23 protein-coding genes and 3 pseudogenes are annotated in these 22,928 nt (G+C 67.4%); 10 read left to right on the plus strand and 16 right to left on the minus strand.

Annotation, left to right across the window (positions count from 1 at the left end; translation table 11 throughout):
* Positions 1 to 4: 4 nt before the first annotated feature.
* Positions 5 to 1,234, minus strand: coding sequence for an RIP metalloprotease (locus HNP02_RS22885; protein ID WP_184442772.1), 1,230 nt, complete (start codon positions 1,232 to 1,234; stop codon positions 5 to 7).
* Positions 1,231 to 2,457 carry a 1-deoxy-D-xylulose-5-phosphate reductoisomerase gene (gene dxr, locus HNP02_RS22890; protein ID WP_184442994.1) on the minus strand — a complete coding sequence of 409 codons (1,227 nt, stop codon included), beginning with the start codon at positions 2,455 to 2,457 and terminating at the stop codon, positions 1,231 to 1,233. Before dxr ends, HNP02_RS22885 begins: the two co-directional genes overlap by 4 nt.
* Positions 2,458 to 2,612: 155 nt before the next feature.
* Between dxr and HNP02_RS22895 the strand changes: the two genes are divergently transcribed.
* Positions 2,613 to 3,281: a fasciclin domain-containing protein gene (locus HNP02_RS22895; protein WP_184442773.1), complete on the plus strand. Its 669-nt coding sequence runs from the start codon at positions 2,613 to 2,615 to the stop codon at positions 3,279 to 3,281.
* An 85-nt stretch (positions 3,282 to 3,366) separates the two neighbouring features.
* Positions 3,367 to 5,097, plus strand: a complete 1,731-nt coding sequence (locus HNP02_RS22900) for a cytochrome c biogenesis protein CcdA (RefSeq protein WP_184442774.1) — start codon at positions 3,367 to 3,369, stop codon at positions 5,095 to 5,097.
* Here HNP02_RS22900 and sigI read toward each other — a convergent pair.
* Complete coding sequence (sigI, locus tag HNP02_RS22905) at positions 5,088 to 5,945, minus strand: RNA polymerase sigma factor SigI (RefSeq protein WP_184442775.1); 858 nt, start codon at positions 5,943 to 5,945, stop codon at positions 5,088 to 5,090. The genes HNP02_RS22900 and sigI overlap by 10 nt on opposite strands.
* 111 nt (positions 5,946 to 6,056) lie before the next feature.
* Here sigI and HNP02_RS22910 point away from each other — a divergent pair, with 111 nt between their 5' ends.
* The gene (locus tag HNP02_RS22910; RefSeq protein ID WP_184442776.1) at positions 6,057 to 6,902 is read left to right on the plus strand and encodes an NAD(P)H-binding protein; all 846 of its coding nucleotides are present in this window, start codon (positions 6,057 to 6,059) and stop codon (positions 6,900 to 6,902) included.
* A 15-nt stretch (positions 6,903 to 6,917) separates the two neighbouring features.
* A complete protein-coding gene (locus tag HNP02_RS22915; protein WP_184442777.1) occupies positions 6,918 to 7,358 on the plus strand; it encodes a nitroreductase family deazaflavin-dependent oxidoreductase in 441 nt (146 codons plus the stop codon).
* Positions 7,359 to 7,361: 3 nt separating this feature from the next.
* On the opposite strand, the gene HNP02_RS22920 is transcribed toward HNP02_RS22915, so the two are convergent.
* The 5 genes from HNP02_RS22920 to puuE form a co-directional block, all read right to left on the minus strand.
* The gene (locus tag HNP02_RS22920) at positions 7,362 to 8,033 is read right to left on the minus strand and encodes an oxidoreductase (protein ID WP_184442778.1); all 672 of its coding nucleotides are present in this window, start codon (positions 8,031 to 8,033) and stop codon (positions 7,362 to 7,364) included.
* The gene (locus HNP02_RS22925; RefSeq protein WP_184442779.1) at positions 8,033 to 8,863 is read right to left on the minus strand and encodes a MerR family transcriptional regulator; all 831 of its coding nucleotides are present in this window, start codon (positions 8,861 to 8,863) and stop codon (positions 8,033 to 8,035) included. Before HNP02_RS22925 ends, HNP02_RS22920 begins: the two co-directional genes overlap by 1 nt.
* Before the next feature lie 44 nt (positions 8,864 to 8,907).
* The gene (locus HNP02_RS22930) at positions 8,908 to 9,720 is read right to left on the minus strand and encodes a DUF4097 family beta strand repeat-containing protein (RefSeq protein ID WP_184442780.1); all 813 of its coding nucleotides are present in this window, start codon (positions 9,718 to 9,720) and stop codon (positions 8,908 to 8,910) included.
* 42 nt (positions 9,721 to 9,762) lie between these two features.
* A complete protein-coding gene (locus HNP02_RS22935; RefSeq protein ID WP_184442781.1) occupies positions 9,763 to 10,257 on the minus strand; it encodes a histidine kinase in 495 nt (164 codons plus the stop codon).
* A 68-nt stretch (positions 10,258 to 10,325) separates the two neighbouring features.
* Entirely contained in the window at positions 10,326 to 11,249 is a 924-nt protein-coding gene (puuE, locus tag HNP02_RS22940; RefSeq protein WP_255506834.1) for an allantoinase PuuE, read from the minus strand.
* A 68-nt stretch (positions 11,250 to 11,317) separates the two neighbouring features.
* Here puuE and HNP02_RS22945 point away from each other — a divergent pair.
* Together HNP02_RS22945 and HNP02_RS22950 are read left to right on the plus strand one after the other, a co-directional pair.
* Positions 11,318 to 11,946 (plus strand): annotated as a pseudogene (locus tag HNP02_RS22945) (deoxyribodipyrimidine photo-lyase); the annotation flags it as partial.
* Positions 11,947 to 12,226: 280 nt separating this feature from the next.
* Positions 12,227 to 12,880, plus strand: a pseudogene (locus HNP02_RS22950) (FAD-binding domain-containing protein); the annotation flags it as partial.
* Here the strand turns inward: HNP02_RS22950 and HNP02_RS22955 are convergent.
* Positions 12,873 to 13,706, minus strand: a complete 834-nt coding sequence (locus tag HNP02_RS22955; RefSeq protein WP_184442782.1) for a mycofactocin-coupled SDR family oxidoreductase — start codon at positions 13,704 to 13,706, stop codon at positions 12,873 to 12,875. The pseudogene HNP02_RS22950 and the gene HNP02_RS22955 overlap by 8 nt on opposite strands.
* 96 nt (positions 13,707 to 13,802) lie before the next feature.
* On the opposite strand from HNP02_RS22955, the gene HNP02_RS22960 reads away from it, so the two are divergent.
* Positions 13,803 to 14,057 (plus strand): DUF2631 domain-containing protein, encoded by a 255-nt coding sequence (locus tag HNP02_RS22960; protein WP_184442783.1) that lies wholly within the window; start codon positions 13,803 to 13,805, stop codon positions 14,055 to 14,057.
* Positions 14,058 to 14,103: 46 nt separating this feature from the next.
* On the opposite strand, the pseudogene HNP02_RS22965 reads toward HNP02_RS22960, so the two are convergent.
* Positions 14,104 to 14,277 (minus strand): annotated as a pseudogene (locus HNP02_RS22965) (CoA transferase); the annotation flags it as partial.
* A 246-nt stretch (positions 14,278 to 14,523) separates the two neighbouring features.
* Between HNP02_RS22965 and HNP02_RS22970 the strand changes: the two are divergent.
* Positions 14,524 to 15,075: a TetR/AcrR family transcriptional regulator gene (locus HNP02_RS22970; RefSeq protein WP_184442785.1), complete on the plus strand. Its 552-nt coding sequence runs from the start codon at positions 14,524 to 14,526 to the stop codon at positions 15,073 to 15,075.
* A gap of 27 nt (positions 15,076 to 15,102) precedes the next feature.
* On the opposite strand, the gene HNP02_RS22975 is transcribed toward HNP02_RS22970, so the two are convergent.
* Positions 15,103 to 16,830 (minus strand): amidohydrolase family protein, encoded by a 1,728-nt coding sequence (locus HNP02_RS22975; protein ID WP_184442786.1) that lies wholly within the window; start codon positions 16,828 to 16,830, stop codon positions 15,103 to 15,105.
* A gap of 86 nt (positions 16,831 to 16,916) precedes the next feature.
* Here HNP02_RS22975 and HNP02_RS22980 point away from each other — a divergent pair, with 86 nt between their 5' ends.
* Positions 16,917 to 17,507, plus strand: coding sequence for a TetR/AcrR family transcriptional regulator (locus tag HNP02_RS22980; RefSeq protein ID WP_184442787.1), 591 nt, complete (start codon positions 16,917 to 16,919; stop codon positions 17,505 to 17,507).
* A gap of 6 nt (positions 17,508 to 17,513) precedes the next feature.
* Here HNP02_RS22980 and rlmN read toward each other — a convergent pair whose 3' ends face one another.
* Positions 17,514 to 18,605 (minus strand): 23S rRNA (adenine(2503)-C(2))-methyltransferase RlmN, encoded by a 1,092-nt coding sequence (gene rlmN, locus HNP02_RS22985; RefSeq protein WP_184442788.1) that lies wholly within the window; start codon positions 18,603 to 18,605, stop codon positions 17,514 to 17,516.
* Between the two features lie 9 nt (positions 18,606 to 18,614).
* On the minus strand, positions 18,615 to 19,466 hold the full coding sequence (locus HNP02_RS22990) for a LysR family transcriptional regulator (RefSeq protein WP_184442789.1): 852 nt from the start codon (positions 19,464 to 19,466) through the stop codon (positions 18,615 to 18,617).
* A 169-nt stretch (positions 19,467 to 19,635) separates the two neighbouring features.
* Between HNP02_RS22990 and HNP02_RS22995 the strand changes: the two genes are divergently transcribed.
* Complete coding sequence (locus tag HNP02_RS22995) at positions 19,636 to 20,589, plus strand: DMT family transporter (RefSeq protein ID WP_184442996.1); 954 nt, start codon at positions 19,636 to 19,638, stop codon at positions 20,587 to 20,589.
* On the opposite strand, the gene HNP02_RS23000 is transcribed toward HNP02_RS22995, so the two are convergent.
* The 3 genes from HNP02_RS23000 to pyrH all read right to left on the minus strand — a co-directional run bounded on the left by HNP02_RS23000 (position 20,500) and on the right by pyrH (position 22,842).
* Positions 20,500 to 21,429 carry a phosphatidate cytidylyltransferase gene (locus tag HNP02_RS23000; RefSeq protein WP_184442790.1) on the minus strand — a complete coding sequence of 310 codons (930 nt, stop codon included), beginning with the start codon at positions 21,427 to 21,429 and terminating at the stop codon, positions 20,500 to 20,502. The genes HNP02_RS22995 and HNP02_RS23000 overlap by 90 nt on opposite strands.
* A 7-nt stretch (positions 21,430 to 21,436) precedes the next feature.
* Positions 21,437 to 21,994, minus strand: coding sequence for a ribosome recycling factor (frr, locus tag HNP02_RS23005; RefSeq protein WP_184442791.1), 558 nt, complete (start codon positions 21,992 to 21,994; stop codon positions 21,437 to 21,439).
* A gap of 110 nt (positions 21,995 to 22,104) precedes the next feature.
* Entirely contained in the window at positions 22,105 to 22,842 is a 738-nt protein-coding gene (gene pyrH, locus HNP02_RS23010) for a UMP kinase (protein ID WP_184442792.1), read from the minus strand.
* Between the last annotated feature and the right edge of the window lie 86 nt (positions 22,843 to 22,928).

Below are 22,928 nucleotides of genomic sequence, written 5' to 3' on the forward strand. Positions count from 1 at the left end.
TCTCCTACTGGAAGAGTCTGATGGGGTTGACCAGGTCAGCGGTCACGGTCAGCAGCATGTAGCCGACCACCACGACGAGCACGACGTAGGTGGGGACCATCAGCTTGAGGTAGTTCACCGGCCCCTTCGCATCGACGCGACGGGCCGACCGAATCATATTGCGGATCTTCTCGTACACCGCGATGGCGATGTGGCCGCCGTCGAAGGGCAGCAGCGGGACCAGGTTGATCGCGCCGAGCACGAAGTTCAGCTGGGCCAGGAAGAACCAGAACGCCACCCACAGCCCATGGTCGACCGTGTCGCCGCCGATGATGCTGGCGCCGACCACGCTGATCGGCGTCTCCGGGTCGCGTTCGCCTCCGCCGATCGAATGGATCAGCGCGCCGACCTTGGTGGGGATCTTCACCAGTGACTTGCCGATCTCGACGGCCAGATCGCCGGTGAAGGCGAACGTCGCGGGCACTGCCGAAAGGGGGTTGTACTGGGTGGGCCCGAACTCGGCGGGCGCGACGCCGATGGCGCCGATCGTGGTCGGGCTGGTGTCGTCCTTCTTCACCCACCGCTCGGTGCGCTCGACGTTGACGACGGTGGTGAATTCGCGGACCTGACCTTCTTCGCTGCGCTGCACGACGAACGGCGTCGGCCCGCCGGCCTTGCGTACGGCGGCCACCAGCTCGTCGAAGGTCTTCACGTCTGTGCCGCCGACCTTGACCACGGTGTCGCTCGGCTTGATGCCTGCGTTCGCCGCGGGGCCCGGGCCGGTGCACTTGCCCGGCTTGCCATTGCTGATATCTGCTGCGACACAAGCGGTTTCGCCGACGATGGCCGTGGTGGGCGGATGGATGTTCGGCAGCCCCCAGGTCACGGCGATGCCGTAGAGCAGCACCAGGCCGATGACGAAGTTCATCGCGGGTCCGGCGAACAACACCGCGACGCGTTTCCACACCTTCTGCCGGTACATGGCGTACTGGCGGTCCTCTGGTGCGATCTCGTCGACCGACGTCATGCCTGCGATATCGCAGAAGCCGCCGAGCGGGAGGGCCTTGACCCCGTACTCGGTGTAGCCGAGCTTGTTGGGCCGCATCGTCGACCACAGCGTGGGACCGAAGCCGACGAAGTAGCGGCGCACCTTCATTCCGGTGGCCCGCGCTACCCACATGTGCCCGCACTCGTGCAGGGCCACGGACAGCAGAATGGCCAGCGCGAAGAGCACGATGCCGATCACGAACATCATCTGGTGGGTACTACCTCCTGTGCGGACCTCTTCAGCGCGGCTCTTGCCTTGGACCGAGCCCAGTCCTGCGCTTCGAGTACGTCTTCCACGGTAGCTGGTTCGGCAGCCCACTGGTCTGCGGCGTGCAGGACCTCACCCACCGTTCCGACGATGGCCGGGAACCGGATGCGGCCCGCCAGGAACGCTGCAGCCGCCTCTTCGTTGGCGGCGTTGTAGACCGCGGTCAGGCAGCCACCCCCGCGTCCGGCGTGCCTGGCCAGCGCGACGGCCGGGAACACGGCGTCGTCCAATGGTTCGAATTCCCAGGTCGAGGCCGTCGTGAAGTCACATGCCGAGGCCGCGCCTGCCACCCTGGCGGGCCAGCCGAGCGCCAGCGCGATGGGCAGTTTCATGTCCGGCGGGCTGGCCTGGGCGATGGTAGAGCCGTCGGTGAAGGTCACCATCGAGTGCACGATCGACTGCGGGTGCACCACGACGTCGATGCGGTCGTAGTCGATGCCGAACAGGAGGTGCGTCTCGATCAGCTCGAGGCCCTTGTTCACCAGCGACGCCGAGTTCAGCGTGTTCATCGGCCCCATCGACCAGGTGGGATGGGCACCGGCCTGTTTCGGGGTGACGTGCTCCAGGTCGGCCGCCGCCCAACCCCGGAACGGTCCACCCGATGCGGTGAGCACGATCTTGGCCACTTCGTCGGGTGTGCCGCCTCGCAGGCACTGCGCCATCGCGGAGTGCTCGGAGTCGACGGGCACGATCTGTCCTGGTGCAGCGGCCTTGAGCACCAGCGGACCACCCGCGACCAGTGACTCCTTGTTGGCCAGCGCCAGCCGGGCCCCGGACCGCAGTGCGGCCAGCGTGGGCCGCAGGCCGAGCGCGCCGACCAGCGCGTTGAGCACGACGTCGGCCTCGGTCTCCTCGACGAGCCGGGTGACGGCGTCGGGTCCGGCGTACGTCACGTTCCCGATCCTGGCGGCGGCCGCCGGGTCGGCGACCGCGACGTTGGTGACGCCGGTCTGAGCCCGTTGGCGATCGAGCAGATCGGCGTTGCCACCGCCTGCAGCCAGCCCGACGACCTCGAAGCGGTCCGGATTGGCGGCGATGACGTCGAGCGCCTGGGTGCCGATCGAACCGGTGCTCCCCAGAATCAGGACTCGCAAGCGCGCCGAAACTCCCGGGTCGCTTCGCTCCTGCCCTCCGGTACTCACCGACCCATTGTGCCGCGCCATGCCCTTCTCGAACGAGTCCGAGTCCGTCAGGACCGAAATGTGACGCAAACATGACGTGCCGCCGTGGATGCCATCCGTGACCAGCGTCACCGCGAATGCCAGGTGTCACGGGCGACGGCACGCGTCGTCCCAAACACACACGGGAGTGATGACACATGATTTCAGTTCATCGAAGGGCGCTTACCGCGGCAGGCCTGAGCGCGGTCGCGCTCCTCGGCGTAGCCGCCTGTTCGAACGATTCCAAGCCGGAGGCCTCCAGCAGCAGCGCCGCCACCTCGTCGAGCGTGGCGATGACCACCCCAGCACCCACTGCCAAGGCCGACCTGGCCGCTGATCTCGTCGGCGCGAGTTGCGCCGCATACGCCGAGCAGGTCCCCAGCGGACCGGGTTCGGTCTCGGGCATGTCGATGGACCCGGTCGCCACTGCGGCGTCGAACAACCCGATGCTGAAGACGCTGACCCAGGCAGTCTCCGGCAAGCTCAACCCCGGTGTGAATCTGGTCGACACCCTCAACGGCGGCGAGTTCACCGTGATCGCCCCGACCGATGACGCGTTCGCGAAGATCGACGCCGCGACGCTGGAGAAGCTCAAGACCGACGCCCCGTTGCTGAACGGCATCCTGACCTACCACGTGATCCCCGGCCGGCTGAGTCCCGGGCAGGTCGCGGGCACGCACGAGACGGTCGAGGGTGGCAAGGTCACCGTCACCGGCGTCGGCGAGGCATTGAAGTTCGACGAGTCCGGGCTGGTGTGCGGCGGCGTCAAGACCGCCAACGCAACCGTGTACATGGTCGACACCGTGCTGATGCCACCGGCCATGTGAATCCCGCACACCACCAATGACATTGTGGTGACGTCGCTTTGAGCGAGGGCCCCGTCCACGCCGGGGTCTGCTACGAATGGAAGCCATGATCACACTGATCGCCGTCGGCTTCATCGGCGGGCTGATCACGGGAATCTCCCCGTGCATCCTGCCGGTGTTGCCGGTCATCTTCTTCTCCGGCACCCAGAGTGTCCGCGAGCCGGTCGGCGGTGGCGCAGTGGCGACCGAGGTGCGGCCGACACGGTCGCAGACTCTGCGGCCCTATCTGGTGATCGCAGGTCTGGTGCTGAGCTTCAGCGTCGTCACCCTGCTCGGTTCGGCACTGTTGTCGCTTCTGCACCTGCCCCAGGACGCCGTCCGCTGGGTGGCGCTCGTCGCGTTGGTGGCGATCGGTCTCGGACTGATCTTCCCGCGCTTCGAAGCGCTGCTCGAGAAGCCGTTCGCCAAACTTCCGCAGAAGCAGTTCGGCAACGGCCGCAACGGTTTTGGCCTCGGCCTCGCACTCGGCGTCCTGTACGTGCCGTGTGCGGGTCCCGTGTTGGCAGCAATCGTCGTCGCGGGAGCGACCGGCACCATCGGCTTGAACACCGTGGCGCTGACGCTGTCCTTCGCCGTTGGCGCCGCACTGCCGTTGTTGTTCTTCGCACTCGCGGGCCGCCGGGTCGCCGAACGGGTCGCCGCCTTCCGTAACCGCCAGCGCCAGATCCGCATCGCCGCAGGCGTCGTGACGATCCTTCTTGCGGTTGCGCTCGTCTTCAACCTGCCCGCAGTGCTGCAACGCGCCATCCCCGACTACACCAGCGCGCTGCAAGAGAAGGCCGGCGGTGAGGAACAGATCCAGAATCTGAACCTGGGTGGTCTGGTCAACGAGCAGAACGCTGCGCTGTCGAACTGCCCGCAAGGGGCAAGCGAGCCAGTGGATTGCGGCCCAGCGCCCGACATCAAGGGCATCACCAAGTGGCTCAACACCCCCGGCGGTGCCCGGATCGATCTGAAGTCGTTGCGCGGCAAGGTCGTTCTCATCGACTTCTGGGCCTACTCGTGCATCAACTGCCAACGCGCCATCCCCCATGTCACCGGGTGGTACGACGCGTACAAGCACAAGGGACTCGAAGTCATCGGAGTGCACTCCCCCGAGTACGGATTCGAGAAGGTGGACACCAACGTCGCGAGCGGCGCCGCCGACCTGAACATCCACTACCCGATCGCCATGGACAACAACCTGTCCACGTGGACCAACTACCGCAACCGCTACTGGCCTGCCGAGTACCTCATCGACGCCAACGGCACCGTCCGGCACATCAAGTTCGGTGAGGGCGACTACGACGTGACGGAAGGCCTGATCCGCCAACTACTTTCGGATGCGAACAAGGACGTCGACCTGCCGCCCGCGATCGACGGGACCGACACGACTCCGACCACCTCACTCACCCCGGAGACCTACTTCAGCGTCGGCAACGTCGCGAACTACGGCGGTGGGGGGACGTACGACCAGGGCGAGGCCTCCTTCGATCTCCCGGGCCAACTCGCCGACGACTCGTTCGCGCTGAAGGGCCGCTGGGCACTGGACTACCAGGGCGCCACCGCCGCGGACGACGGCGCCACCATCGCCCTGAACTACCACGCCCGCAACGTCTTTCTGTTGGTTGGCGGCACCGGCAACGTGACGGTCACCCGCGACGGCAAGACCACCGTGATCCCGGTCAGCGGTTCGCCGAACACGCACCAGATCGTCGCGGACGACAGCGCGGGGGCTGGCCACCTCGACGTCAGCCTCGGCAAGGGGCTTCAGGCGTTCTCGTTCACCTACGGCTGACGGGCCGACGGATCGGCGGTGGCCTCGATCTTCATCACCTTCTCGTCGCGGATGGTCAGCACCACGACGGCGAAGAGCCGCCCCTTGTCGAACGCCAGCAGTACCGGCTCTCCGGCAGGGCCGCCGACGACGGTCGCACCAGGACCCAGGTAGCGCATCAGGTTCGCCGCGACGGCCTGCGGCCCGTGGTTGACCTGCTGCGGCGGGGCGGGATCGCCGAGCACCGTGCCGACGCCCCAGACCGTGGGATCGAGAACCGACGCCAGCGTCTCGACGTCGCCGTTCGCGCATGCCGTGATGAAGATACTGGTGACACGTCGGTGATCGGTCCGCACGACGTCGGCCGCGTGGGGCGCGGCGTCGGCGAACTTGCCGCGGGCGCGGCGGGCCAGTTGTCGGCACGTGCCGGCCGGCCTGCCGACCGTCTCGGCGATCTCGTCGAACGGAACGGCGAACACGTCGTGCAGCACGAACGCGACCCGCTCGCCTGGGGTGAGCCGTTGCAGCACCTCGAGCAGGGCGGTGTGCACCTGGTCGTCGAGGGTGACGCGGTCGGCGGGATCGTGTCCGTCGGGGACGTCGTGTTCGGGCCGTAGCACGGTCTCGAGCCGGACCCGGGCCGACCGGAGCTGATCCAGGCACAACCGCCCGGCGACGACGGTCAACCAGCCGCGGATGTCGTCGATCGCGGCCGGGTCGGCGCGGGACAGTCGAAGGAACGTCTCCTGTGCGACGTCCTCGGCGTCACCGACGTCGCCAAGCATCTGGTAGGCGAGATTCACCAGGTAGGGCCGGTGATCACGCCACGCCGCGGTGATGTCGCGTTCGGTGCTGGAGACATCGCTCATGCATGTACGACGAATCAGCGACGCGAAAAGTTACAGCTCGGGGTTCGTAACTTTTCGCCGTGACCGCCCGTCCTTGATTGCAGGTATCCACTGCAACTCAAGGAGCGCACCATGGCCCACCCAACCGCAGTAGTCGTCACTGGGGCGACCGGCAACGTCGGCAGACCGCTGGTCACCGAACTCGCAGAAGCCGGCGTCGAAGTCAGGGCGGTCACCCGCCAGGCCGACGCAGGCTTCCCGCCCGGCGTCACGACGTTCGACTCCGCGATCGCAGCCCTGCCAGGCGCCGATGCGGTGTTCCTCAACTCGCGCGCGCTTGGAGACGAGTTGGCCGCAACGGTCGACGCGGCCCGCCCTGCAGGGGTGACGCGACTGGTCGCGCTGTCCGCCATCAACGCCGACGACGAGTTCTCCCGCCAGCCGTCCCGCTTCCGGGGCGACCGCAACAAGGAGGTCGATCAACTCGCCGCCGAGTCGGGCCTGGAATGGGTCAGCCTGCGCCCCACGGTGTTCGCCACGAACTTCGCAGGCATGTGGGCGCCTCAGATCCGGGCTGGTGACGTGGTCGGCGGCCCGTACGCGTCGGCGTCCACCGCGGTGATCGCCGACCCCGACATCGCCGCCGTCGCCGCGCACGCCCTGCTGACCGATGACCTGTTGGGCAAACGGGTGCCGCTGACCGGACCGGAGGCGCTCACCAACGTCCAGCTGGTCGAGGCCATCGGCACCGTGTTGCGCCGTCCGCTGCGCTATCAGGAGGTGCCGCCGGAACTGGTCAGGCAGCGCTTCATCGCCATCGGTTTCGGGGCCGATTTCGCGGACGCGTACATGGCGCTGCTTGCCGAGACCGTCGACCGGCCCGCGTTGGTGACCCATGACGTGGAGAAGATCCTCGACCGGCCTGCCACCTCGTTCGCGCAGTGGGTGTCCGATCATCGCAGCCGGTTCGCCGATTAATAAGGGAGACAAGCCATGTCCGAACCCAAACCACCGCGGTGGCTTAAGCCGATGAACAAGTTGATGATCGCCATGCAGCGACTGGGCGTGCAGACTGGGCCCGCGATGGTGCTGACGGTGCCAGGCCGCAAGTCCGGCCAGCCGCGCAGCACACCAATGACGCCGTTCGACCACGACGGCGGTCTGTACACCGTGGCGGGCTTTCCCGGTGCCGACTGGGCGGCCAACGCCCGCGCGGCCGGCGTCGGCACGCTCACCAGCGGCCGCCGGTCGCGTCAGGTCAGGATCGTTACGCTGTCCCCCGACGAATCCCGGCCCGTACTAAGGGCATTCGCGATCAAGGTGCCGGTCGGCGTCGGGTTCGCCAAGCGCAGCGGGCTGGTCGTCGATGGCACGCCCGACGAGTTCGAGGAGCTGGCGGGACGATTGGCGGTGTTCCGGTTCGATCCGGTGTGACCGTCAGACGGTCGCCACCGTGCCGCCGTCGACGACGATGTCTGCGCCGACTACCGACGATGCGGAGTCAGACACCAGGAATCCGATCACCTCGGCGATCTCCTCCGGTCGCGCGGGGCGTCCCAAGGGAATTCCGCCGAGCGAGTCCATCAGCGTCTGCAGCGCGGTGGCCGCGTCGGTGCCTCCCGCGGCGGCGATCCGCTCGACGAGTGCATCGGCCGCGCTGGTCTGGATGAAGCCTGGCGATACGGTGTTGACCCGAATCCCCTTCGGCGCCAACTCGTTGGCAAGCCCCTTGCTGTAGGCGCGAAGGGCCGCCTTGGCCGCGGCGTAACCGAGGGTGCCGTCGTACAGCGGCATCCGGCTCTGGATGGATCCGACGTGCACGATCGCGCCGGAGCCGGCCGCGATCATGGCGGGCACCAAAGCACGGTCGAGTCGGGCCGCGCCGAGCAGGTTGAGCTGCAGCTCGTCGAGCCAGTGCTGGTCGGTCAGCGCTGCGAATCCGCCTGCGGGCGACGCTGATCCGCCTGCGACGTGAACCAGGATCTGCGCGCCACCGAGCCCGGCCACGTGTTCCGCGACGGTCCTGGTCCCGTCGACCGTGGTGATGTCGGCGGCGCCGGCACCCTTGCTCCCCCCGGTGATCACGGCCCGGCGGCCGTCGAGCGTCATCACGCCACCCCGCCCCGGTCGGACCGGAAGATGGGCCAGCACAGGTCGGTCTCCCACCGCGACGAGTCGTCGGTGTCCCAGGCGAAACGCGGGTAGTACTCGCGCAGGGGTCCGTCGACGCTGATCTCGTGTCGGGTCGCGTACTCGCCGAGTGCGCTGTAGGCGAGGTCGACGTCGTCGTGCTGACCATGGTGGCGTACCACGACGAGTTCTGCTGCCGGCACGGTGAATTCGCTCGCTCGCCCGACCGCCCGGACGTTGCCTGCCACGGGAATGAACATCGTGACCGGGCCGCGGTCACGGGCGAAGACATCGAACCCGAACAGCCCGCCGGGTGGGCCGGTCGCGGCCAGGCCCTGCGTCCGTACCGCGTCCCGCAATTCGGTGATCGCGCCCTCCCACCAGGTGACCAGGTCGTCACGGTCGACGTCGGCGTGCACCGCGATCGACGGCACGGCGGGCACGCTGCGGTGCTGAAGTGCGGCTGCGTCCGTCGGCCTGTCGAGGATGTCGCGCAGCGCCTTGACGGCGTCGCGGGTCTCTGCCAGCTGGGCCTCCAGGCGGCCGAGGTGGGCGCTGATCATGGCGTTGCGGTCGTCGGGGTCGGCGGCCAGGACCGAGCGCACCTCGGGGATCGGCATGTCGAGGCCCCGCAGGCGGCGCACCACCTGCGCGGTGCGCACCTGATCGTGCGAGTAGTAGCGGTAGCCGGTGGCCGGGTCGACGTGGTGCGGTTCGACCAATCCGACGTCGTGGTAGTGCCGCAGCGTCTTGACGGTCAACTGCGTCATCCGGGAGAAGTCACCGATAGAGAGAACGCCAGCTGGCATGTAGCCAGTCTGGCGTCTCCTCCTACGGGAGGGTCAAGCGCCTCTCAGGCGCGGCTGGCCGAGTCAACGGTCGACCGGCGCACGGCGATGTCGCCGGAACCGGTGCGGACGTGTACGAGCAGGGTTTCGTCGCCGTCGGCGGGACCGTCGGCGGAGTTGAGTCCGTTGCTGACCGTGCCGGACCGGGTCTTCAGGTTCAGTTGGGCTGCAGTGCCCTCGGCGATGTCGACTCGGATGTCGCCGCTGCTGGACTGTGTCGAGACGGCGCCGGCGACCGCCCTGTCGATGGTGACGGACCCGGAAGCCGTCCGCGACTTCGCATCTCCCCGTAGCTCGCCGACCACGAGCGATCCGCTCGCCGCCTGGAACAGCAGGTTGCCGTGGAGTTCGCCGATCCTGGTGTCACCCGAGGCCGTCGAGATCGACGCCGAGCCCGCCACGTTGGTCACCTCGATGTCGCCGGATGCGCTGTCCGCCTTCACACTTCCGGTGACGGTGTCCATCACCACGTGTCCGCTCGCCGTCGCGAGTTTGCAGTCGGCGAGGCTGCCGTCGACGTGCACGTCGGCGGAGGCCGACGATGCGTCGAGCCGGGACCCCGATGGCAACGCGATGTGGAGGTCGACCGCGCCGCCGCGGCCCAGCTGAATGAATCGCCTGCCTGCCGTGACCTTCAACGTGCCGTTGTTGAAGTCGACGCGCGTCTGCTCGGCGATCCGCACGTCCGATGGCTTATTCGGGTCGCGGGGCTGGACGTCGACGACGGTGTCGTCGCGGTCGGCCGCGGTGAGGCGAACCGTTCCGGCGACGACCTCGACGACGGCCGTGATGGGCTTGGGTGTCTGGAACGTGGACATCGCTATATCTCCTCTGTTGTTGATGGATGAGCGGTTGTTGGCTCAGCGGACCCAGCCGCTGAAGTTCTTGTCGGAGTCGTTGTGCGAGCCCCCACGGGTCGGTCGTGCGTCCGCGCCGAGAGCACCGCTGACGGCGCGCACCAACCAGGCGTTGACCGAAAGGCCGGCGCCGCGGGCGGCCGCGTCGACCGCGGTCCTGAGGCTTTCGGGTAACCGCAGCGTCACCCGCCAGGTGCCGCTGTCGTCGAGGTCACCAGAGGCGGCCGCCTCGGGAATCGTCGCCGCCGGTTCATCGGGGGCCGGCGTCACGACGAATGCCGGGTCACGCCCGCGCAACCGCACGTCGACCGATCCGGGTGCCAGCTCGCGGGTGATCTCCTCGGCGGCCTCGGACAGTGCCTCCAGCAGAGCAAGGCGGAACGCCGACTCCAGCGGTGCGCTGAGCCGGTCGGCCAAGGCCGCGGCGTCGGCGCCGCCCGCTTCGGCGGCGACGTTCAGCTCGTGCCGGACGGAGTCGACGTAGGGCTGCAAATCCATGACGTCATGGTGACACCATTATGACGTCACTGCAAGTGTCACTGTGGTGTCGACACCGTATTGCCAGGTCAGCCCGGCGGAAAGTGCTCGATCCAGTGCCGCGCGATGTCGACCCGACGCGTGATCCACACCTTGTCGTGCGACTGCACGTGATCGAGGAACCGCTCCAGCGCCGCGATGCGGGCCGGACGGCCGACGAGGCGGCAGTGCAGCCCGATCGACAGCATCTTCGGGGCGCCCGCGGCGCCCTCGGCGTACAGCACGTCGAACGCGTCCCGCAGGTAGGTGAAGAAGTCGGTGCCGCTTGGGAATCCGCTCGCCGAGACGAACTTCATGTCGTTGGTGTCCAGCGCGTACGGCACCACCAGGTGATGCTTGCCGTCGACGTGCGTCCAGTAGGGCAGGTCGTCGGCGTAGGAGTCGGAGTCGTACAGGAAGCCGCCGTGTTCGACGACCAGGCTGCGGGTCTGCGGCGAATCCCTGCCGGTGTACCAGCCCAGCGGTGCCGCGCCCGTGAGCGTCGTCATCAGCCTGACCGCTTCGGCAAGGTGTTCGCGCTCGATGGCGGGTTCGACGAGCTGGTAGCTCAGCCACCGCAGCCCGTGGCAGGCGATCTCGTCACCGCGGTCGGTGAACGCGGCGACGGCCTCGGGGTTGCGGGCGAGCGCGACGGCGACGCCGAAGACGGTCAGTGGCAGGCCGCGCCGGTCGAACACCCGCAGGACGCGCCACAGCCCGGCGCGCGACCCGTACTCGTAGAGCGACTCCAGGCTCATGTGCCGGTTCGGAAACGACTGCGCGCCAACGACTTCGCTCAGGAACGTCTCGGAGCCTGCGTCACCGTGCAAGACGTTGTTCTCGGCGCCTTCCTCGTAGTTGAGGACGAACTGCACCGCGATGTTGGCGCCACCCGGCCAGCGCGGGTCGGGCGGGGTGGGTCCGTAGCCGATCATGTCGCGCGGGTAGTCGCCTGTGCCGGAGCCGTCCGTCATGTTCGCATTCTGGCAGCCGAGCGAGCACCCGGGGTTTCCGACGGCGTGAATACGGGCAGGATCAGCGCATGCCCACGTTGCTGTGGTTCCGTCGCGACCTGCGCCTGCACGACTTGCCCCCCGATGCTGGACGCCGCGCGGACCGACGGCGAGGTGCTCGCCTGCTACGTGCTGGACTCACGGCTGGAGGGCTCGGCGGGCCCGCGGCGACTGCAGTTCCTCTACGACTCCCTACGCGAACTCCGCGACGGCTTGGACGGCAGGCTGCTGATCACCCGCGGTCGTCCCGAGATCCGAATTCCCGCTCTGGTCAAGGAGATCGGTGCGATCTCGGTGCACGTGTCGGCCGACTTCTCCCCCTTCGGCATGCGCCGCGACGCGGCGGTGCGGGAGGCACTTGGAGACGTGCAGCTCGAGGAGTCCGGGTCGCCGTACCTGGTATCGCCCGGCCGGGTGGCCAAGGCTGACGGCACGCCCTACGAGGTCTTCACCCCGTACTACGCGGCATGGCGGGAGCGTGGCTGGCGCGTACCGGCCAAGACGGGGCCGAAGTCGGCGCAGTGGATCGACCCTGCGGACATCGGCGGTGGTGTCGACGTACCCGCGGGTGACGCCGAACTGGACCCACTACGCCGAGGACCGTGACCGTCCCGACCGCGACGGCACCAGCAGGATGTCGGCGCACCTCAAGTTCGGCACCATCCACCGTTGCCGCCGAGTGTGTTCTAGTGACACGCTCGTGCGGCGTCCCCTTGCGGGGTTTGGGTTCTGGCTTCACCGCCCACGGCCGCCGCTTTGCACGGGTCGGTCTTACGCGGGCTCGCCAGGCTGGCGGTATCCGCCGGTCTGGCCCGCCGTCTCCAGCGCTACCGCTGGAACTTCTGACGCGCGGCGCCGTGGTCCCGACTGGACCACAACTGGCGCATCCCGGCCAGTCACGGGATTAACTTGTGCCGCCAACCTACCTTCGCCCTCCGACAAGCAGCGCTAGAGCACACCGAACTGGACTTAAACACCCAACCATCCACCCCCGCACCATGGCCGCCGACCTCGGCGGCGGCAAGGGCGCCCAGGCGTACCTGCGCGAGCTGGCGTTCCGCGACTTCTATGCGGGCGTGCTGTACGCATGGCCCGGCAGCGCGTGGTGGAACTGGAACACGTCGTTCGATCGCATCGAGGTCGACGACGATCGCGATGCGCAGCGACGGTTCGAGCCTTGGAAAGCCGGCCGCACGGGATTCCCGATCGTCGACGCGGGCATGCGGCAGCTGGCGCAGACCGGCTTCATGCACAACCGGGTGCGGATGATCGTCGCCTCGTTCCTGGTCAAGGATCTGCACCTGCCGTGGCAGTGGGGCGCGAGGTGGTTTCTGGAGCAGCTCACCGACGGCGACGTGGCCAGCAACCAGCACGGCTGGCAGTGGGCGGCGGGCTGCGGCACCGACGCCGCGCCGTACTTCCGCGTGTTCAACCCGACCACCCAGGGCAAGAAGTTCGATCCCGACGGGGCCTACGTGCAGCGCTGGGTGCCGGAGTTCGGCGATCCCGACTATCCGGAGCCGATGGTGGACCACGCCGAGGAGCGCGTCGAGGCGTTGCGCCGGTACGAGCAGATCGGTGCTGCTACCTGAGGGCGAGGCCGCCCTCGATCGGCAGCATGACACCGGTCAGGTACTTGCCCGACGGGCCGCACAGATACACCATCGCGTCGCTGACGGCTTCCGGCTCCACCGGCGGGATGGGCAGAAGCGGCTCTTGTCCGACGCCGAATCCGCCGGTCTCCTCGACGAATCGGAGCGTGGCCTCGTTGAAGATCATGGGTGTCGCCACGCCGCCGGGATGTACCGAGTTGACCCGAATGTTCTTCTCCGCCAGCGATGTCGCGAAGTAGCGCATCACCCCGATGACGCCGTGCTTGGCGGCGTTGTACCCCGCTGCGCCGTGGCTCATCGCGGCGAAACCGGGACTGATCGACTTCAACCCGGCAGCCGAGCTGGTGATGACGATGGCCCCACCCTCGCCGTGCCCCAACATCGCGGGCAGCGCCGCCTCGATCGTGTAGTACACCCCGTTGAGCATCACGTCGATGGCGTCGACGAACGTGGCGACCTCGCGGCGCCGATCACCGACACCCGTCAGGATCCCCGCGTTGGCGAGCACGAAGTCGATCCGGCCGAACTCGGCGACGCCCTTGGCGACGACGGCCTTCAGTGCGTCGAGGTCGCGGACGTCGCCCTGCTCGGCGACGATGCGCCTTCCCGTCTTCTCGACGAGGTTGACGGTCTCGTCGAGGTCCTCGGGTGTCGCCATGGGGTAGCCGACGCTGGCGATCTGATCGCACAGGTCGAAGGCGATGATGTCAGCGCCCTCTTCGGCGAACCGGACGGCGTGCGCGCGGCCCTGCCCCCTGGCGGCACCGGTGATGAACGCGACCTTGCCTTCGAACTGCAGCGACATGCAAGCACCGTAGCGGCAACGCTCGGGTCTACGTCCACGCGTAGTAGACCTGTGCCAGAATGTCGGCAGAAGCTTGCCCGACCGTGAGGAGCAGCCGTGGCCAACACCGAAGTCGAACGACACACCGGCGTAGACGTCGAGGAAGTGCCGTCGGCGAACTGGGGCTGGACCAAGGAAAACCACCGGGCCATCCAGATCGGCGGCATCCTCGCCGGGTTCTTCATGATCGCCATGCTGCGCGGCAACCACGTCGGACACGTCGAGGACATCTTCCTCATCGGTTTCGCGGTTGTGATCTGGGGCGTCGTGTTCCGCGATTGGTGGCTGCGCCGCCGCGGGTGGACCCGCTAACCCGAGCCGGGGCATTCGTAATTCGTTGCGCGACCGCTCAATCCGCTCACCGCTGCGCGAGCTCGGCGAGGTTCTCCTCGGTGTGCTTGCCCAAAGCCGGTGCAACCGGCCGCGGCTCCCACGGTGTTCCACCGAAGTCGGCCGGAGTCGCCACCATCAGTTGGGTGGACTTCCCGTCGGGCACGTAGACCACACCACCGGCAGCGTGGAACTGATCGTCGGTCGGCGTCGGCGAGCAATTCGAGCGCCACCCGCAGGCCGTCGCCGGTGGTCAGGTCGAGTTCGACGACCTTGATCCCCCGTCGGCGGTCCGGGCACGGCCAATCTCCCAGCCCTTCGGCCGCGCTCGCAGCCTGCGCGTACCTTACGGTCGGCCACGCATTGGTAACCTTCCAGCGTCCTTTCCCTTCTAACGGCGGGCAGGAATTACGATCGACCCACGCCAAGGGCTGGGAGTGAGTGACCGATGACCATCGAGCAGGCCACCGCCGCGTCGGGTGATGACACCTCCACCCGGCGGCGGATCCTGGCGGCCACCACCGAGGTACTCGCGCGCAACGGCCAGACCAAGCTGAGCCTTTCCGAGGTCGCCATGCAGGCCGGCGTGTCCCGCCCGACGCTGTACCGCTGGTTCGCGTCGAAGGAGGAGCTCCTCGAGGCGTTCGGCAGCTACGAACGTGACCTGTTCGATGCCGGCGTCAGCAAGGTCACCGCCGGCCTTCGCGGTGCCGAAAAGCTCGACGCCGCACTGCGTTTCATCGTCGCCTACCAGCAGTCGTTCTCGGGTGTCCGGGTGATCGACATCGAGCCCGAGGTGGTGATCAGGCAACTGACGGTGGTGATCCCGGTGATGCGTGCCCGCCTTGAGCGGCTGATGTTGGGATCCAACCGTTCGGTGAAGGCGGCGACCGTCATCCGGATCGCCATATCGCACTACATCGTGCGCAGTGACGACGACGACCAGTTCCTGGCGCAGCTCCGGCACGCGGCCGGCATCAAGGGCGCGGACGGCGACTGAATCCCTCCCCCGTCTGCGCCGAGCTCGTCAGTTCTTGGCTTGCAAGAACTGTCCGGCCCGAAGTGTGGTGCCGAAACCGTCGGCGAACGCACCGTATTCATAGAGGACGTGCCCGGCCACGACGGTCGCTGCCACCGCGTTGTCGTTGCGGTTGACCATTCGCTCGACGCCGTCGAGACCAGGCATGGCGGCCTCGGCGTAGGCGGCACTGGAACCGTCGAATCCCGCGGGGTCGATGACTGCGATGTCGGCCCGGGATCCGATGCTCAGGCGGCCTGCGTCGAGTCCATACCAGTCGGCGAGTTCTCCCGTGAGCCGATGCACGGCGGTTTCGACGGACATGAACTTGCGCGCGTTGACGCGTTCGAGCATCCGCACGCCGAAGTTGTAGAACGCCATGTTGCGCAAGTGCGCACCGGAATCGGCGAAGCCGACCTGGACGACGTCAGACTGCTGCAATCGGTCGAGGACGTCGTCGCGGTCGTTGGCGATCGTGGTGCGCCACCGAAGCGCCTTACCATGTGCCACAGCAAGATCGAGTAGTGCATCGGCGGGTTCGATACCGCGCTCGTCTGCGACCTCGCCGAAGGATCGGCCAACGACCGACGCATCGGGGCAGGCGACGATCTCGGCATCGTAGAGATCACGGTGCCACACCTTGAACCCGAACTTCTCCGTCATCTCCTTCCGGAAGCGGCGCCGGTAGGACTCGTCGGCGAGAAGATCACCGCGTTTGATGACGTCGCGGATGTTCAACGCCGCTGCGCCGGAACCGAATTCCTCGAACACGACCACATCGATGCCGTCGGCGTACACCTCGAACGGCACAGGCAGGTGTTGCCAGCGGAATCCGTTCCCACCCAACTTGTTGACGATCTTGGCCGCGGCGATCGCCATACGGACGACGCTACGGTCGGCCTTGACGTCGGCGGCGCTGACGATGGTGGTCTTCAACGGCTTGCGGCGGCGGCCCATGCTTTGAGCGAAGTAGCGCGCCATCTCGGAACGCTTCGCCAGGTTCGGTGTGCTCTGGTGGATTCCGCCGCGCGCACGCAGCACCTTGTTGAGTGCGCCGAACTCCTTCCAGCTCGCAAAGGTCGACGGCAGCTGTCGTGCGGGCCAGCGGGTGCCGTCGAGTTTCGAGAACGAGCTGCGGATGGTGGACAGGCCGAGGAATCCGGCGTCGAGGGCCTCGCCGAGCATGTCGGTCATGCTGCGAAGCTCCGCCGGCGATGGCGTCACGTCGGCGTCGGTGGCGCGCTCGAGTCCCATGACCGCGGCACGAATGTCGGAGTGCCCGATGAAGCCGGCCACGTTGCACCCGAGAGGGCGAGCGTTGATGGCGTCGACGTAGGACTTCGGCCCCTCCCAGGTCTTGTTCTCCTTGACCGCGGAATGCACTGCGTCCCAAGGTAATGCTTCGACACGGGCGAACAGGTCGGCGCAATCGTAGGCGTCGGCGTAGACGGTCGACAGCGAGCAGTTGCCGAGCACTACCGAAGTGACGCCATGTCGCACGCTTTCACCGAGACCCGGTGCGCCGAGTACTTCTGCGTCGTAATGGGTGTGTGCGTCGATCATGCCGGGGATGACCCACTTGCCTGCGGCGTCGATCTCGCGCTCGGCGCTACCTGGTTCGATGCTGCCGATGGTGGCGACCTTGCCGTCGCGCACGCCGAGATCGGCCTGGATCGGCGGCGAACCCGTGCCGTCGTAGACGGTGCCGTTGCGGATCACGAGCGAGTAGTGCGACATCTGCGGCCTTCCCTCTGCCAGTTCGACACCAGAATTTCGATACTGGTGAGTATCGAAACTGGATACCAGCGAGTATCCTGGTCAATATGGCGACAGTCAACCCCACCCGGCTACGCACCCCTCGTGCAGAAGTGCGGCAACGAATCCTGCAGGCAGCGACGTCGGAATTCGCAGGCAAGGGCTTCGCCGGGACGACGATTGATGCGATTGCTGATGCTGCGGGGTTCACCAAGGGTGCCGTCTACTCCAACTTCGGCTCCAAGGACGACCTCTTCTTCGCGCTGCTGGACCTGCAGATCGAATGCCGGGTCGAGGCGGTGAGCGCACTGGCCGACAAGGCCGGAGCACGCCCGTCGGCGAAGGACGTAGGCGACCTGCTCATGACCGGACTCCTCGAGAACCGCGATTGGCAGATGCTGTTCGCTGAGTACTGGCTGCGCGCGATGCGAGATCCGGAGGTGCGGGTGCGCTTCACCGAGCACCGCCGGTCGATGCGGGCATCGATCGAGGACGCCGTCGGACGCCTCGACACTTCGGGCATCGACCCGGCGACGGCGACCGTCTTGATACTCGCACTCAACAACGGTCTCTCGATCGAGGAGTTCAGCGACCCGGGATCAGTTCCACACGACCTGTTCGGGACCGTGCTGGCGGCCATCGAACGAAATGCGGAATGAGCTAAATCAGCCCTCGGCCGCGAGTTGGCCGCAGGCCGCGGCGATTTCACGGCCCCTGGTGTCGCGCACGGTGCACGAGACGCCGCGCTCGCGGACCTTCTTGACGAATTCGCGCTCGGCGGGTTTCGGGCTGGCGTCCCACTTGCTTCCAGGGGTGGGGTTGAGCGGGATGACGTTGACGTGGACGAGCGGGCCGAGCGCCGCGTGCAGCTTCTTGCCGAGCAGGTCACCGCGCCATGGCTGGTCGTTGACGTCGCGGATCAGCGCGTACTCGATCGACACCCGTCTACCGGTCACGTCGGCGTAATACCTTGCGGCGTCGAGTGCTTCGCCCACGTTCCACCGGTTGTTCACGGGCACCAGGGTGTCGCGTAGCTCGTCGTCGGGCGCGTGCAACGACAGTGCGAGCGTGACGCCGAGGCGTTCGTCGGCGAGCTTGCGGATCGCAGGGGCCAGGCCCACCGTCGACACCGTGACCGAACGCGCCGAGATGCCGAAACCGTGTGGCGGCGGGGCGATGATGCGTTTCACCGCGCCGAGCACCCGGTTGTAGTTGGCCAGCGGCTCACCCATGCCCATGAAGACGACGTTCGACAGGCGGCCCGCATGTTCGTCACGCATCACCGCGGACGCCGCGCGCACCTGCTCGAGAATTTCGGCGGTCGACATGTTGCGGGTCAGCCCGCCCTGGCCCGTCGCGCAGAACGGGCACGCCATGCCGCAGCCGGCCTGCGACGAGATGCACACGGTCGCGCGCTGCGGATAGCGCATCAGGACCGACTCGAAGGTGGCCGCATCGCCCGCGCGCCACAACGTCTTTCGCGTCTCGCCTGCGTCGCACTCGATGTGGCGCACCATCTTCAGCAGGGGCGGGAACAGCGCTTCGGCCACCTGTTCGCGGACGGCCGCCGGCAGATCCGTCATCAGGTGCGGGTCGGCGATCAGCCTGCCGTAGTACTGGTTGGCCAGTTGCTTGGCGCGGAAGGCGGGCAGCCCAAGTCCCGCCACGGCGGCTGCGCGGCCCGCCTCGTCGAGGTCGGCGAGATGCTGCGGCGGCATACCGCGTCGCGGCGCTTCGAATACCAGTTCCTGCTTCATCTCTCGCCCTCAGGTCTGTTCGGCCAGCACGTCACGAACGGCCTGGTCGACCGCGTTCAAAATGTCGGCATCGACGCCAGCTCTGCCGCGCACGAACACCGATGCGCGACTGCTCGGCGGTAGCCCCTCGGCGAGGCACAAGCCGTCGGGCAGCCGACCGATGATCGGCAGCAGTGCGACGCCGAGACCTGACCGTACCGCCGCATACAGCCCCGACAGGTCCGAACTCTCGGCCACGATGCGGTAGGGCACGCCGATCCGATCGAGCGCGGCGTAGGCGGGTTCACGCAGCGTGCACGGTTCGGAGAACATCACCACCGGCAGCGGTTCGCTGGCGGGCGCCGCAAAACTGCGGGCTGAGACCCACTTCAGCGCAACGATGCCGGAGGCATTGGCGGGGTCGATACCGGACCCGTCGAGCATCACCGCCACGTCGACGTTGCCGTGCTCGACGGCGTCGGCGAGCATCACGTTGCGGTCCAGCCGGAACCGGAGCCGCCAATCGGGCAGCCGCTCCCCCAGCGCGTCGGTCAGGCCGGCCAGCATCACGTCAGCACCGTGTTCGGTGGCGCCAAGCAGCAGGACCTGTTCCTGGGCGGCGCCAAGGTCGTCGAGAGCGGTGTCGTGCACGGCAAGGATGGTTCGCGCGTGGGCCAGCACCCGGTACCCCAGTTCGGTGAACGCCACCCCACGACCCGACTTCTCCACGACCGGCCCACCCACGACGGCCTCGACCCGTCGGACGTGTTGGCTGACCGCCGACTGAGTCAGATGCAGGACCGTCGCGGCGCGGTGAAATCCACCACAGTCAGCCACCGCGACGATGCTGCGCAGCGGTGCGATGTCCAGGACCTGAGCCATCCGTCCAAAGTACTCTGATCAGCAATTCAGATCAAAGAGCAGGGTTTTGGCATGGTCCGCCGAAGCTATTCCACATATTCGATCACGATCCGCGATCGATCATGATCGCCGATATTCGTTGGACTCGCACGCCGGCCGTCGACACCATGGAACGGTGACGCCTACCCGCATGCCGCTGAGAACTGCGTCGACCGTGACGTTCTTCTATGCCCTCGGCTACCCGATCGGCAACATGGCCGTCAATGCGATGTCGCCGATGGCCGTGCTGGTATTCCGCTTCGGGCTCGCGGCGCTAATCCTCGGCAGCTGGGCAAGGATCGCACGGGTGGCATGGCCGACGGGCCGCAAACTGGGCCACGTCGCGGTCACCGGACTGCTGATGCAGGCCGTTCAGTTCTGCGCGCTCTACCTGGCGATCGAGCGCGGTGCGCCCGCGGTGCTGTGCGCGGTGATCGTCGCAATGAATCCGGTCGCCACCGCATTGCTGGCCGCGACCTTCCTGCGGGACCGGCTGACGCCGCGCCGGATCCTTGCCCTCGTCCTCGGGGTCGCGGCCGTGCTGGCGGCGTGCGCAAGCCGGCTGATCGGCGAGAAGGGCGTCGACCCCGCGGTGCTGCTGCTCCTGGTCGCGCTCATCGGCATCGCCGCGGGCGGGGTGTATCAGCAGCGGTTCTGCGCCGACGTCGACTTCCGCGCCTCGACCACGATCCAGAACGCGGTGGCGTTCGTCCCTGCCGTGATCTTCGCCCTGACGACGCACTTCGCGATTCACGACCCGGTGAAGGCCGCCATCGCGGTCACCGGAGTGGTATTGCTCAACGCGGTGCTTGGGGTGTCGCTGTACGTGCGGGCGATCAACCTGCACGGCGCGGCCGCGGTGTCGATGCTGTTCTGCGTCATCCCCGCGGTCGCGGGAGTGCTGTCTTGGCTGATGCTCGGCCAGCGCGTCGACATCGGCACCGGCGTCGGACTTCTGCTCGGGGCGCTCGCCTGCTGGCTGAACAGCTCGGGTTCGCGCGCGAAGACCCGCCGGTCAGGTGAGCAGCGTCAAGACGATCCAGGTCGCGACGGCCGACGGCAGAACCGAGTCCAGGCGGTCCATGAGCCCGCCGTGCCCCGGTAGCAGCGTCCCCATGTCCTTGATTCCCAGATCGCGTTTGACCTGGGACTCGATGAGGTCCCCGAGCGTTCCCGTGATCACCAGCATGAGGCCCAGCGGCACGCCGACCCATGCCGGTTTGTCCAGCAGGAAGGTCACGGCGATGACGGCGGCCGCGGTGCCGAAGATCAGCGAACCGGCGAAGCCCTCCCATGACTTCTTCGGGCTGATCGCGGGCACCATCGGGTGCTTGCCGAACAACACGCCTGCCGCGTAGCCGCCGATGTCGGAGAACACCACCCCCAGCATCAAGCAGAGCACCCGCCAGCCGCCGTCGTCGGGATAGACGAGCAGGACTCCGAATGCGCCGAACAGCGGAATCCAGGTGGCCAGGAAGACCGTCGCCGTGACGTCCCGCAGGTAGTTGACCGGCGCGGCCTTCAGGCCACCGGACAGCAGCCGCCAGATCATGCACACGACGACCGTGCCGCCGTAACTGCCAAGGGCCCCGGCGGTCCCGAACGGCCACGTCAGCCAGACCATGGCCTGTCCACCGACGAGCAGCGGCACCACCGGGACCGCATATCCCGCGGCGCGCAGCCGTCGCACCACTTCGTGGGTGGCGACGGCCATCGCGATCGCGACGACGCCGATCCACACGTACGGGACGAACACCAGGATGGCGATGACGCCGAAGCCCAAGAAGGCGCCGACGGCGATCGCGGCTGGCAGGTTTCGGCCCGCCCGCGAGCCGTTCTTGGGAGGCTCGGCGGAAGCGCCTGCCCCGTCGGTCGAGGCGGTGTCGGTGTCTGCCACGGGAATGGTTACTGAAGGGGCGGCTGCGATTGACGGTTCGTCGCGCATGCGCTCGTCACACCTCCAGCAGCTCGCCTTCTTTGTGTTTGACCAAATCGTCGATCTGGGTGGTGTAGGTCGACGTGGACTTGTCCAGTTCCTTCTCGGCGCGGCCCACCTCGTCCTCGCCTGCCTCGCCGTCCTTCTTGATGCGGCTGAGTTCCTCCATGGCCTTGCGGCGGACGTTGCGCACCGTCACCTTGGCGTCCTCACCCTTCGACTTGGCCTGCTTGACGAGTTCGCGCCTGCGCTCCTCGGTCAGCTGGGGTATCGAGATGCGAATGACGTTGCCGTCGTTGCTCGGGTTGAGGCCGAGGTCGGAGTGCCGGATGGCGTCCTCGATGTTGCGCAACTGACCGGCTTCGTACGGCTTGATGACGACCAGACGAGCCTCGGGGACGTTGATGCTGGACAGCTGCGTGATGGGCGTGGACGACCCGTAGTAGTCGATGGTGAGGCGGGAGAACATGCCGGGGTTGGCTCGACCGGTCCGGATGGACGACAGGTCGTCACGCGCCACCGAGACGGCCTTCTCCATCTTCTCCTCGGCTTCGAAGAGGGTTTCGTCGATCACAGTCGTTTCTCCCGTCGCTGTCGCTCGCCCACGGCCGTTTCTCCCGTCGATGCCGCTCGCCCAAGGTACTTTCTTCCCCACGCCAGCGCTCGCCTTCGGGGTGTCTCCCGTCAGGTGGTGACCAGTGTTCCGATCTTCTCACCCGCGACCGCACGCGCGATATTGCCGTTGGTGAGGAGATTGAACACCAGGATGGGCATTCCGTTGTCCATGCACAGGCTGAACGCGGTGGCGTCGGCGACCTTGAGCCCGCGATCGATGACTTCCCGATGCGTTATCGCGGTGAGCAGTTCGGCGGTGGGATCCTCCCGCGGGTCCGCGGTGAAGATGCCGTCGACGGCCTTGGCCATCAGCACCACCTCGGCGCCGATCTCCAGCGCCCGCTGCGCGGCGGTGGTGTCGGTGGAGAAGTACGGAAGACCCATGCCTGCCCCGAAGATGACGACGCGGCCCTTCTCGAGGTGTCGGCGGGCCCGCAGCGGAATGTAGGGCTCGGCGACCTGCCCCATCGTGATCGCGGTCTGCACCCGCGTCACGATGCCCTCCTTCTCCAGGAAGTCCTGAAGCGCCAGGCTGTTCATCACCGTGCCGAGCATGCCCATGTAGTCCGACCGGGTGCGCTCCATGCCCCGCTGCTGCAGTTGTGCGCCGCGGAAGAAGTTGCCGCCTCCGATGACGACGGCGACTTGGGCGCCGCTGCGCACCACCTCGGCGATCTGTCGTGCCACCTGTGCGACGACGTCGGGGTCGAGCCCGACCTGCCCGCCGCCGAACATCTCGCCACCCAGCTTGAGCAGCACGCGCGAGTACATCGGCCGGATGGCCCCCGCGACGACCGGCTCCCCCATGGACTCCTCCTCGCGTGCGTTCGCCATCCCGGCGATCGGCGAGGGCGGCGCCACCAATCCTGCCTCATCGCGGGTGCGCGACGACG

The organism is Mycobacterium sp. AZCC_0083, from assembly GCF_014202335.1.
Lineage (GTDB): Bacteria > Actinomycetota > Actinomycetes > Mycobacteriales > Mycobacteriaceae > Mycobacterium.

What these genes read in the sequence shown, in the direction of transcription:
- HNP02_RS22930 (WP_184442780.1), bottom strand. Translation starts at nt 9,720, where the DNA reads ATGTCCACGTTCCAGACACCCAAGCCCATCACGGCCGTCGTCGAGGTC.
- HNP02_RS22885 (WP_184442772.1), bottom strand. Translation starts at nt 1,234, where the DNA reads ATGATGTTCGTGATCGGCATCGTGCTCTTCGCGCTGGCCATTCTGCTG.
- HNP02_RS22925 (WP_184442779.1), bottom strand. Translation starts at nt 8,863, where the DNA reads ATGCCAGCTGGCGTTCTCTCTATCGGTGACTTCTCCCGGATGACGCAG.
- HNP02_RS22920 (WP_184442778.1), bottom strand. Translation starts at nt 8,033, where the DNA reads ATGACGCTCGACGGCCGCCGGGCCGTGATCACCGGGGGGAGCAAGGGT.
- puuE (WP_255506834.1), bottom strand. Translation starts at nt 11,249, where the DNA reads ATGACGGACGGCTCCGGCACAGGCGACTACCCGCGCGACATGATCGGC.
- HNP02_RS22980 (WP_184442787.1), top strand. Translation starts at nt 16,917, where the DNA reads ATGGCGACAGTCAACCCCACCCGGCTACGCACCCCTCGTGCAGAAGTG.
- sigI (WP_184442775.1), bottom strand. Translation starts at nt 5,945, where the DNA reads ATGAGCGATGTCTCCAGCACCGAACGCGACATCACCGCGGCGTGGCGT.
- HNP02_RS22895 (WP_184442773.1), top strand. Translation starts at nt 2,613, where the DNA reads ATGATTTCAGTTCATCGAAGGGCGCTTACCGCGGCAGGCCTGAGCGCG.
- HNP02_RS22900 (WP_184442774.1), top strand. Translation starts at nt 3,367, where the DNA reads ATGATCACACTGATCGCCGTCGGCTTCATCGGCGGGCTGATCACGGGA.
- HNP02_RS22990 (WP_184442789.1), bottom strand. Translation starts at nt 19,466, where the DNA reads ATGGCTCAGGTCCTGGACATCGCACCGCTGCGCAGCATCGTCGCGGTG.
- HNP02_RS22910 (WP_184442776.1), top strand. Translation starts at nt 6,057, where the DNA reads ATGGCCCACCCAACCGCAGTAGTCGTCACTGGGGCGACCGGCAACGTC.
- HNP02_RS23000 (WP_184442790.1), bottom strand. Translation starts at nt 21,429, where the DNA reads ATGCGCGACGAACCGTCAATCGCAGCCGCCCCTTCAGTAACCATTCCC.
- HNP02_RS22915 (WP_184442777.1), top strand. Translation starts at nt 6,918, where the DNA reads ATGTCCGAACCCAAACCACCGCGGTGGCTTAAGCCGATGAACAAGTTG.
- HNP02_RS22955 (WP_184442782.1), bottom strand. Translation starts at nt 13,706, where the DNA reads ATGTCGCTGCAGTTCGAAGGCAAGGTCGCGTTCATCACCGGTGCCGCC.
- dxr (WP_184442994.1), bottom strand. Translation starts at nt 2,457, where the DNA reads ATGGCGCGGCACAATGGGTCGGTGAGTACCGGAGGGCAGGAGCGAAGC.
- pyrH (WP_184442792.1), bottom strand. Translation starts at nt 22,842, where the DNA reads ATGGGGGAGCCGGTCGTCGCGGGGGCCATCCGGCCGATGTACTCGCGC.
- rlmN (WP_184442788.1), bottom strand. Translation starts at nt 18,605, where the DNA reads ATGAAGCAGGAACTGGTATTCGAAGCGCCGCGACGCGGTATGCCGCCG.
- HNP02_RS22995 (WP_184442996.1), top strand. Translation starts at nt 19,636, where the DNA reads ATGCCGCTGAGAACTGCGTCGACCGTGACGTTCTTCTATGCCCTCGGC.
- HNP02_RS22935 (WP_184442781.1), bottom strand. Translation starts at nt 10,257, where the DNA reads ATGGATTTGCAGCCCTACGTCGACTCCGTCCGGCACGAGCTGAACGTC.
- HNP02_RS22975 (WP_184442786.1), bottom strand. Translation starts at nt 16,830, where the DNA reads ATGTCGCACTACTCGCTCGTGATCCGCAACGGCACCGTCTACGACGGC.
- HNP02_RS22970 (WP_184442785.1), top strand. Translation starts at nt 14,524, where the DNA reads ATGACCATCGAGCAGGCCACCGCCGCGTCGGGTGATGACACCTCCACC.